The sequence below is a fragment of the Marivirga sp. genome, assembly GCF_024636815.1.
Lineage (GTDB): Bacteria > Bacteroidota > Bacteroidia > Cytophagales > Cyclobacteriaceae > Marivirga.
This window is the reverse complement of record NZ_JAGXGF010000142.1, coordinates 1-8,476: the sequence shown is the minus strand read 5'-3', so window position 1 is coordinate 8,476 and position 8,476 is coordinate 1. Positions and strand designations below refer to the sequence as shown.

General features: G+C 34.1%; 8 protein-coding genes. 2 read left to right on the top strand and 6 right to left on the bottom strand.

Annotation, left to right across the window (positions count from 1 at the left end; genetic code table 11):
* Positions 1-172 precede the first annotated feature (172 nt).
* The 5 genes from Q0L29_RS10720 to Q0L29_RS10700 all read right to left on the bottom strand — a co-directional run bounded on the left by Q0L29_RS10720 (position 173) and on the right by Q0L29_RS10700 (position 5,596).
* Positions 173-1,306, bottom strand: a complete 1,134-nt coding sequence (locus Q0L29_RS10720) for a DNA polymerase III subunit delta (RefSeq protein ID WP_296621546.1) — start codon at positions 1,304-1,306, stop codon at positions 173-175.
* A 12-nt stretch (positions 1,307-1,318) separates the two neighbouring features.
* The gene (gene tatC, locus Q0L29_RS10715; protein WP_296621545.1) at positions 1,319-2,161 is read right to left on the bottom strand and encodes a twin-arginine translocase subunit TatC; all 843 of its coding nucleotides are present in this window, start codon (positions 2,159-2,161) and stop codon (positions 1,319-1,321) included.
* A gap of 74 nt (positions 2,162-2,235) precedes the next feature.
* Positions 2,236-3,507 carry a serine hydroxymethyltransferase gene (gene glyA, locus Q0L29_RS10710; protein WP_296621544.1) on the bottom strand — a complete coding sequence of 424 codons (1,272 nt, stop codon included), beginning with the start codon at positions 3,505-3,507 and terminating at the stop codon, positions 2,236-2,238.
* A gap of 185 nt (positions 3,508-3,692) precedes the next feature.
* Positions 3,693-4,229, bottom strand: a complete 537-nt coding sequence (locus Q0L29_RS10705; protein ID WP_296621543.1) for an NUMOD4 domain-containing protein — start codon at positions 4,227-4,229, stop codon at positions 3,693-3,695.
* An 89-nt stretch (positions 4,230-4,318) separates the two neighbouring features.
* On the bottom strand, positions 4,319-5,596 hold the full coding sequence (locus Q0L29_RS10700) for a replication-associated recombination protein A (protein ID WP_296621542.1): 1,278 nt from the start codon (positions 5,594-5,596) through the stop codon (positions 4,319-4,321).
* A 247-nt stretch (positions 5,597-5,843) separates the two neighbouring features.
* On the opposite strand from Q0L29_RS10700, the gene Q0L29_RS10695 reads away from it, so the two are divergent.
* Positions 5,844-6,749 carry a DMT family transporter gene (locus tag Q0L29_RS10695; RefSeq protein WP_296621541.1) on the top strand — a complete coding sequence of 302 codons (906 nt, stop codon included), beginning with the start codon at positions 5,844-5,846 and terminating at the stop codon, positions 6,747-6,749.
* Positions 6,730-7,212: a DUF4199 domain-containing protein gene (locus Q0L29_RS10690; protein ID WP_296621540.1), complete on the top strand. Its 483-nt coding sequence runs from the start codon at positions 6,730-6,732 to the stop codon at positions 7,210-7,212. The genes Q0L29_RS10695 and Q0L29_RS10690 overlap by 20 nt, the downstream gene beginning before the upstream one ends.
* 214 nt (positions 7,213-7,426) lie before the next feature.
* On the opposite strand, the gene Q0L29_RS10685 is transcribed toward Q0L29_RS10690, so the two are convergent.
* The gene (locus Q0L29_RS10685; RefSeq protein ID WP_296621539.1) at positions 7,427-8,065 is read right to left on the bottom strand and encodes a methyltransferase domain-containing protein; all 639 of its coding nucleotides are present in this window, start codon (positions 8,063-8,065) and stop codon (positions 7,427-7,429) included.
* Between the last annotated feature and the right edge of the window lie 411 nt (positions 8,066-8,476).

Genomic DNA, 8,476 nt, shown 5'->3' with positions numbered 1-8,476 from the left:
TTTATAAACCTCTTTTTTTTAACCACAATGTTCACAGAGTTTTACACTGAGTTACACAAAGAGAACTGTTTTTTTATTTATGATTAAGAATTGTTTCAATTTAAATAGGGCTTCTGCTCAGTGTACTTTGCGATATACTCTGTGTATCTCTGTGGTTAAAAGAAAAAAAGCCTTAGGCTTTCCGTCTTAAAATAGCAGATAGTTGAAGAGAAACATTAAGCAAAGTCATTTTTGCACTGGCATTTCTTTCTAAATAGTAGATCGCTTTGTTGAGAATTTCATTCATTTGAGCAATCTTTTCAAGGCTTAAGGTCTTGCTGAATTTCATTACAAATTGCTCATGTTCATCAGGAACTCTCATCAATTCGGTGCTTTGCATTAAGGCTACCAATGATTCCCTCAAAATATTTTCAGCATGAACCAGCCATTGTTGTTGATTCATTTTGCCCCATTTATGAAAATCATCTGATCGTTTAACCATTTTGGTATAATCATTAGCCCAGCATTCTCGCATCCACTGTTCAAATTCTTGTTGTGCATCATCCGATACATCATCGATCAATTCTACTGCTTTGTGCAAATCGCCTTGAGAAATATGGGCTAACTGCTTGGCTTGATTTTCGGCTACTTCGTATTTAGAAACTAAAATTTGCTTTACTTCTTCATCAGAATAGTTAGGTACATGTACGGCCTGAGTTCTTGATATGATGGTGCCGATTAATTTCTCTCTATTATTAGAAACCAAAAGGAAAACAGTTTTATCTGAGGGCTCTTCGATAATTTTCAAAAGTGCATTGGCAGCTGATGGATGTAAATATTCAGGTAGCCAAATCAGCATAACCTTATATTTCCCTTCAAAGGCTTTTAAAGAAAGATTTCGGATGATGTTTTTACTTTCATCTTTTGCGATATTGAGTTGCCTGTTACCAGTGCCAATATGATCTATCCAGTTGGAAACGGAAGCAAATGGATCTTTTGTAAGAAAAGACCTCCAATATTTCATGAAGTTATTACTTAACTTCGAGTCATCACCTTTTATGCTGTCGTTGGCAGCTGTCGGAAATGAAAATTGGAAATCAGGATGGATGAATTTGGCATTTTTGTGACAAGAATTACACTCGCCACAAGCATCCGTTTCAGTGGGATTTTCACAATTTAAATAAGTAGCATAAGCTAACGCCATCGGTAAATTAGCGGCTCCTGATTTTCCCCAAAATAGCTGGGCATGAGCAATTTTACCATTTTTCACCCCTTTTATCAGTTGTTCTTTTAAATCAGTAAGTCCTGGTATATTAGCAAAAAGCATACTACTTATTTTTTAGCTATCTTCTATCTTTTTTAATGCTGCTTCTTTTTTCTCTTTTCTTTTATGGATAATACCAGAAATATAAATACTTATTTCATATAAAAGTAAAAGCGGAAAGGAAATCAATAATTGGCTAATCGGATCAGGTGGAGTGATAAAAGCACTCAATACCAAAATAATCACAATGGCTATCTTCCTGTATTTTCTTAAAATTTGGGGGTTGATTATACCAGCTTTACTCATGAAAAGAATCACCATGGGTAATTGAAACATAAATCCACAAGCTAAAACCAGCATTGTTAAAGTTGACACATATGAAGCAATATCAAATTCATTCAATACACTTGGGTCCACTTGGTAGTTTGCCAGAAAATTAATTGATATTGGCGATACTATATAATATCCAAATAACACCCCTGACATAAACAATAAGCTCACAAAAAAGGTAGCACCTCTGCTTGTATTCCTTTCATTCTCATAAAGAGCAGGACTTATAAAGCGCCACATTTCCCAGAAAAAATAAGGAAATGCCAGAATGATTCCCAAAACAAATGAAGAGGTAATATGCATGCTAAACTGACCTGTCATTTTTCTACTTTGAATAATGAAAGGAAGTTCATCTATGCAAAATGCAGTTGAATTAGCCACGGTTTGCCCCAGCTGACATGCCATCTGGTAAAACCAAAAATCTGGTCTGGAAGGACCTAAAATCAAAGTACCAAAGACAAAGTCTTTAGAAGCAAAGGCTATAACGGAAAATAATACTACAGCGGATAAAGCCCTAACGATATGCCATCGAAAGGCTTCCAGATGATCTAAAAAGCTCATCTCCGCGTGTGGTTGATCTGCTGGCATATATTATTATATGAAATCTAAATTAAAATTAGATAAAATTGATGTTTGATTGTGATAAGCAAGTGATTTCGGCTCTATTTAAACAATGGGAACTCAACCATCCATTCATTGATCTCATTCTTCACTGAAGCAATCTTTTGCTTGTCTTCATGTTGTGTGATTACAATATCAATAAAATTCACTATTTTTTCCATATCAGCTTCTACTAATCCTCTTGAGGTAACAGCTGCAGTACCAATTCTCATACCAGAAGTAACAAATGGAGATTTATCATCAAATGGCACCATGTTTTTATTGATCGTAATATCGGCCTCACCCAAAACAGCCTCAGCTATTTTTCCAGTGATTCCTTTAGATCGTAAGTCAATTAGCATTAAGTGATTGTCCGTTCCACCAGAAATGATTTTATAATCTCTTTCCATAAATGCTTTAGCCATTACCTCAGCATTTTTCTTCACTTGCAATATGTAATTGAAATATTCGTCAGTTAAGCATTGACCAAAAGCCACTGCTTTAGCAGCAATTACATGCTCTAATGGACCACCTTGGGTACCAGGGAATACACCGGAATCCAACAATTGCGTCATTTTGCGTAATTCTCCTTTTGGATTTTTGTAGCCAAATGGGTTTTCGAAATCATCCCGCATCATAATCAATCCACCTCTTGGTCCACGCAAAGTTTTATGAGTAGTGGTAGTTACTATGTGACAATAATCCAAAGGGTCATCTAATAATCCTCTAGCAATTAGTCCACTAGGGTGAGATATGTCAGCTAATAAAAGAGCGCCTACTTCATCGGCTACTTCTCTTAATTTTTTATAATTCCATTCACGGCTATAAGCTGATGCACCGCAAATAATCATTTTTGGTTTTTCTTTTTTAGCTGTAGCCTCAACTTTATCCCAATCAATTAAACCAGTTTCCTCTTCCACTCCATAAAATGAAGGCTGGTATAATTTTCCTGAAAAATTAACAGGTGAACCGTGTGTTAAGTGTCCACCATGCGATAGGTCAAAACCTAATATTTTATCTCCAGGGTTTAAACATGCTAGCATTACTGCAGCATTTGCTTGAGCACCGGAGTGGGGTTGAACATTAGCCCAAGTAGCTCCAAATAATTCCTTAACTCTGTCGATTGCTAAATTTTCTACCTCATCTACGACTTCACATCCTCCATAATACCTTTTTCCTGGTAAGCCTTCAGCGTATTTATTAGTCAGTACGCTGCCCATAGCTTCCATAACTTCAGGGGAAGTGAAATTTTCTGATGCGATTAATTCAACACCTGTTTCCTGTCTTTTTTGCTCCTTCTTAATGAGGTCGAATATTATATTATCTCTTTGCATTTTGTAAACCAATTTGAGCCTAAAATTAGCGCAGAATTACGGGATAAACAATTGAATAGCTGGAAGCTTTTGTAATCAGATAGATAATTTTATGATTGGTATAAAATAATAGGTTTTCACACTAAAAAAGCATGCTTCTAAAAAAGAAACATGCTTTTTTTTAAAATGAAAGCAATGATTATTAATTAATCATCTATTGTAACATGTCCCCAATTGTGTCCTTTTCTAATTCTATTCAATTGTGTATGTGTGATTCCGAACTGCCTTGCAATTTGACTATATCTAGTCTTTTCGTTTTTCAGCATTTTTTTAATCACTTTCACATCTGATTCGGTTAATTTATAACCGGTTACCCTTTTCTTTAATACTTTGGGATTTTTATTATTGTGGTCGGCTAATTCTCTTTCGGAGACCCATTTTAAATTACTCAAATGATTATTAGACTTTTCATAGTCTAAATGAGTTACATACACTTGGTTGTCATTATCCTTGGTCATAAATGATTCAGCAACCAGACGGTGTACGTAATAGCTTTGAGTGATTCTTTTATCAAAACGAACCATGATGGCTTGATAGCCATTAACGTTTGATCCCTTTATGATTTTTCCGGTTTCACGTGTAGAATAACTCTTTATCCTGCCGTAATTCGAGACTTCATATTTTGCATGCGGTAGATCCACATTAAACTCGATCTCTTTCCACTTTTCCAGTTTTGGATCCATGTTCTTTTCAGTTATAGTTTTTGCTTAGTTTTTTATTAATATTAAAGGTAGGTAATTAAATTAATAAAAAAAATACTATAATTCTTAGATTAGTCATAATCATACTTTTTTAGCCAAAGATTCTGCAGTTTTTGTCGAAAATCTTTCTCTCGAGCATTGTCCTGAGGCATGTAGAGTGTGTTTTTACTGATTTCTTCTGGCATATATTCCTGGTAAGCAAAATTTCCCGGAAAGTCGTGAGAATATTTATATCCACTACCATAATTCATGTCTTTCATTAGTTTAGTTGGTGCATTTCGCAAATGTAAAGGCACCGATAGATCGCCTGTCTCTCTAACTAATTGTTTTGCTTTTTTAATAGCCATATAGGAAGCATTACTTTTTGGAGAACAGGCAAGATAAGTAACACACTGTGCTAATACTATTTCCGCTTCCGGGTAACCAATCATACTAACGGCTTGAAAAGTATTAGTAGCTATTAGTAATGCGTTTGGATTAGCTAGACCGATATCCTCCGAAGCAGAAATCAATAGCCTGCGAGCGATAAACTTCACATCTTCTCCGCCTTCAATCATTCTGGCAAGCCAATAAAGTGCGGCATTAGGATCACTCCCTCTGATGCTTTTGATAAAGGCAGAAATAATGTCATAATGTTGTTCTCCAGACTTATCATAAATCGCCATTCTATTTTGTGCGATTTCTCGAACTTTTTCATTGGTGATTTCGATTTTCTCATCTTTTCCGAATGCATCTGTTACCAATTCGAACAGATTCAATAATTTTCTAGCATCCCCACCTGATAATTGAATGAGAGCTTCGTATTCTTTGATTTTAATATTGAGCTCTTTTAATTTTTCATCATTTGCTAAGGCTGTATTTACCAATCCTTTTAAATCCTCTAACTCCAATGCTTTGAGTGTATAAACCTGACAGCGTGAAAGTAAAGCAGAATTGACTTCGAAAGATGGGTTTTCAGTAGTAGCTCCAATTAAAGTAATAACTCCTTTCTCGACTGCACCTAATAAAGCATCTTGCTGTGATTTATTGAAGCGGTGAATTTCATCGATAAATAAAATGATTTTCCCGGAACGTGAAGCTCTTTGAATAACTTCCCGAACATCTTTCACACCTGCACTAATAGCGCTTAAGGTTTGAAATGGCGCTTTTACCTGATTAGCAATAATATTGGCAATGGTGGTTTTACCTACTCCCGGAGGTCCCCAAAATATCATTGAAGGTACCTTTCCCTGTGCAATAGTCAGTCTTAAAACTCCTTTTTCGCCTACCAAATGCTGTTGTCCAACTAGTTCTTCTAGTTTAGTAGGGCGCATTCTTTCAGCTAATGGTTTATCTTCTCCAAACATCATATTTTTTTCCTTTAAAAAGAGCTTTTATCTGTTCTAGCAAAAACCTGTCAGGTTTACACTAGCATTTAGCACCCTATAATTGATATTGAAACACTATAAATAAACTAAAACCTGACAGGTTTCATTGCTTACTATTAAGATTAAATATGTAATTAGCCATTATTTATCAAAATAACACCTGTTGTGAATTAGAATTTTTGAATTTTAAATAAAGTGCAATATCCGTATATTCCATTAGTTTTGCCAAATGAATAAAACTTGGCAAATTCATGGAGCATTGGCGCTTGTAGGTTTAATCTATGGTGCAAATTATGTTATTGCAAAAGGAGTGATGCCTAATTATATGAGTCCCAATGCTTTTATTTTATTAAGGGCTTCGGTGGCGACCGTTCTCTTCTGGATTTACCATGCCTTTACATCTTCTGAAAAAGTAACAATTAAAAAAGATTATTGGCTTTTCGCTAAATGTGCAGTTTTTGGAGTAATGGGAAATCAACTGATTTTCTTCAATGGCTTAAGCTTGACCAGTCCGGTTAATGCCAGTATCATCATGACAGCCAATCCAATAATCGTATTGATGATTTCTTTTTGGTTGCTAAATGAAAAAATTACCTGGCGGAAAATCATTGGTATTTTAATTGGTGCATGTGGAGTTATATTATTGGTGCTAAATAAGGAAGTCAGCCTAGAAAACGATGCCTTTTTAGGCGACATTTTTATTTTCTTGAACGCTACATTCTATGGTATTTACTTGGTAATGGTAAAGCCTTTGATGCAAAGATACGAGCCCATTACTGTAATAAAATGGGTTTTTCTTTTTGGCACTATAATGATTGTCCCTTTTGGAATAGTGCCCATTTTTGATGTAGAATTTCAGTCTTTTCCTTCGGAGATATGGTGGAGTATTGTATATGTGATTACTGGCACTACATTTTTGGCTTATCTTTTAAACGCCATGGCATTGAAGCATGTGAATTCTACCATAGTCGGCTATTATATTTATTTGCAACCGGTATTTGCCACTTTTATCACTATTTTAATCGGACAAGAAGTTTTCAAATGGGAAAAAGCCCTATTTGCATTGATGATATTTTTTGGAGTATATTTAGTAAGTCAACAAAAGAAAGATAAGAATGCAAAAGCGCTTAACTGAAATTAAATGGGGATTAATCTTTGTGATTATGATGCTCCTTTGGATGTATTTTGAAAAAGCCATGGGCTGGCATGATGAAAATATAGCCGATCACGCTACTTATACCAATTTGGTAGCTATCCCGTCAATTCTGATTTATGTTTTTGCTTTACTGGAAAAACGAAAGAAACATTATAAGAATGTGATGAGCTGGAAGCAGGGATTCATTTCAGGTTTAATTATAACCGTTGTGGTCGTGCTTCTAACTCCTTTTAGTCAGATGGTAATTCATGATTTAATCTCTCCGGAATATTTTGAGAATGTTTCTGCTTATGCTGTAAAACAGGGGTTAAGTACTCAAGCAGAGGCAGATGATAATTTCAATTTGAAAACTTATATCTGGCAAAGTGCAGTGTTTGCACTTATTATGGGTGTGATAACTTCTGCTGTTGTGGCTTTGTTTGTGAGGAGGAAAGGAAATTAATATTTGAAATTTAACTAATTGAAAAATGCTTTATTGACCCTATAAAATTTTTTACAATTAGCTTGAACCTAAGCAAGATACATTGGTAAAAGGAGGTAAGAATTGTATATTAACTACGGGGAATAGATCATTGATGGAAAAGCAATCAAAAAATCTAATAGTATAAAAGTAAGTGTCTAATTGCTCACAAACCACTTGATTCTCAGTAGTTATTTTACTTTTCAAATAATCTATAAACAAAGCCTTTATGAATAACTTTTGCTATTAAGGAATCATCAAACTCTATCTGTTTCATACCCAGGTTCTCAAATATCTTCTTATAATTCCTTGGAAAATGCTTCCATGATATGCTATTTTCATCTTCAATTATCAGAATATATTTAGATGTTTGCTTAACCATATGTTCAAATATCCAATCACTGTCTGTATGTATATGCTCTAAAACAGCCATGGTGTATATCAAATCATATTGTAAATTGCTATTCTCTTTAAAAAACTCTTCTACAGGTGAATTATAAATGGAAATGGCATTATAAGTTTCACCAAACACATCTTTAAATTTAACTAATGCAGCTTCAGATATTTCTACTGCTGAAAGGTCTGTATAATTGTTATTATATAAATAGTTTAAATTTCTCCCTACATTGCACCCTATTTCTAAAATGTTTATATCTTTTCCTAAATTCTGTATTTTCTCTAACAAATACCTGCTCCTTTCATCTTTAAGAATGTAGTCTGATGGTCTATTTGTTCCATCAGCAGGTTTCTTCCAATATTTATGAATGTCGTCTAATGGCTTCGAATCATCTTTAAAAATTCTTTTAATCTTTTTTAAAATCAAGTGTGTTTTCATTTTGTAATATTTAATGATGGATAAACTGTCGGCTAGCACAATCAATGCTCTTATCTAAGTTTAAAAGGGTAAATAAAGGTGCTTTTTCCAAAAAAAATCTAACAACTTTAATGTAAATTGATTTTAAATGCAAAGAAATATACAGATAAAAGTTTTCGCTAGTCCATAATTATAAAAATTTAATCCGAAAAATTTAAGAGGTTCTCAATACGATATTTGTTACAGTTATAATGTCCCATTTTTTTAATCATATATTCTAGGACATGGAACAATAATAACCTGAGTTTCTATGTTGAAAAACCAGACAAAAGGTAATTTATTTTCTTTTTTTGCCTTTTTTAGGCGTAGTTGTCCTATGATAAAATTTTAAGTTTGTCAAGGGTGGCTTAGGTTTGTGCGCTGTTTTGTGCG

What these genes read in the sequence shown, in the direction of transcription:
- Q0L29_RS10720 (WP_296621546.1), bottom strand. Translation starts at nt 1,306, where the DNA reads ATGCTTTTTGCTAATATACCAGGACTTACTGATTTAAAAGAACAACTG.
- tatC (WP_296621545.1), bottom strand. Translation starts at nt 2,161, where the DNA reads ATGCCAGCAGATCAACCACACGCGGAGATGAGCTTTTTAGATCATCTG.
- glyA (WP_296621544.1), bottom strand. Translation starts at nt 3,507, where the DNA reads ATGCAAAGAGATAATATAATATTCGACCTCATTAAGAAGGAGCAAAAA.
- Q0L29_RS10705 (WP_296621543.1), bottom strand. Translation starts at nt 4,229, where the DNA reads ATGGATCCAAAACTGGAAAAGTGGAAAGAGATCGAGTTTAATGTGGAT.
- Q0L29_RS10700 (WP_296621542.1), bottom strand. Translation starts at nt 5,596, where the DNA reads ATGATGTTTGGAGAAGATAAACCATTAGCTGAAAGAATGCGCCCTACT.
- Q0L29_RS10695 (WP_296621541.1), top strand. Translation starts at nt 5,844, where the DNA reads ATGAATAAAACTTGGCAAATTCATGGAGCATTGGCGCTTGTAGGTTTA.
- Q0L29_RS10690 (WP_296621540.1), top strand. Translation starts at nt 6,730, where the DNA reads ATGCAAAAGCGCTTAACTGAAATTAAATGGGGATTAATCTTTGTGATT.
- Q0L29_RS10685 (WP_296621539.1), bottom strand. Translation starts at nt 8,065, where the DNA reads ATGAAAACACACTTGATTTTAAAAAAGATTAAAAGAATTTTTAAAGAT.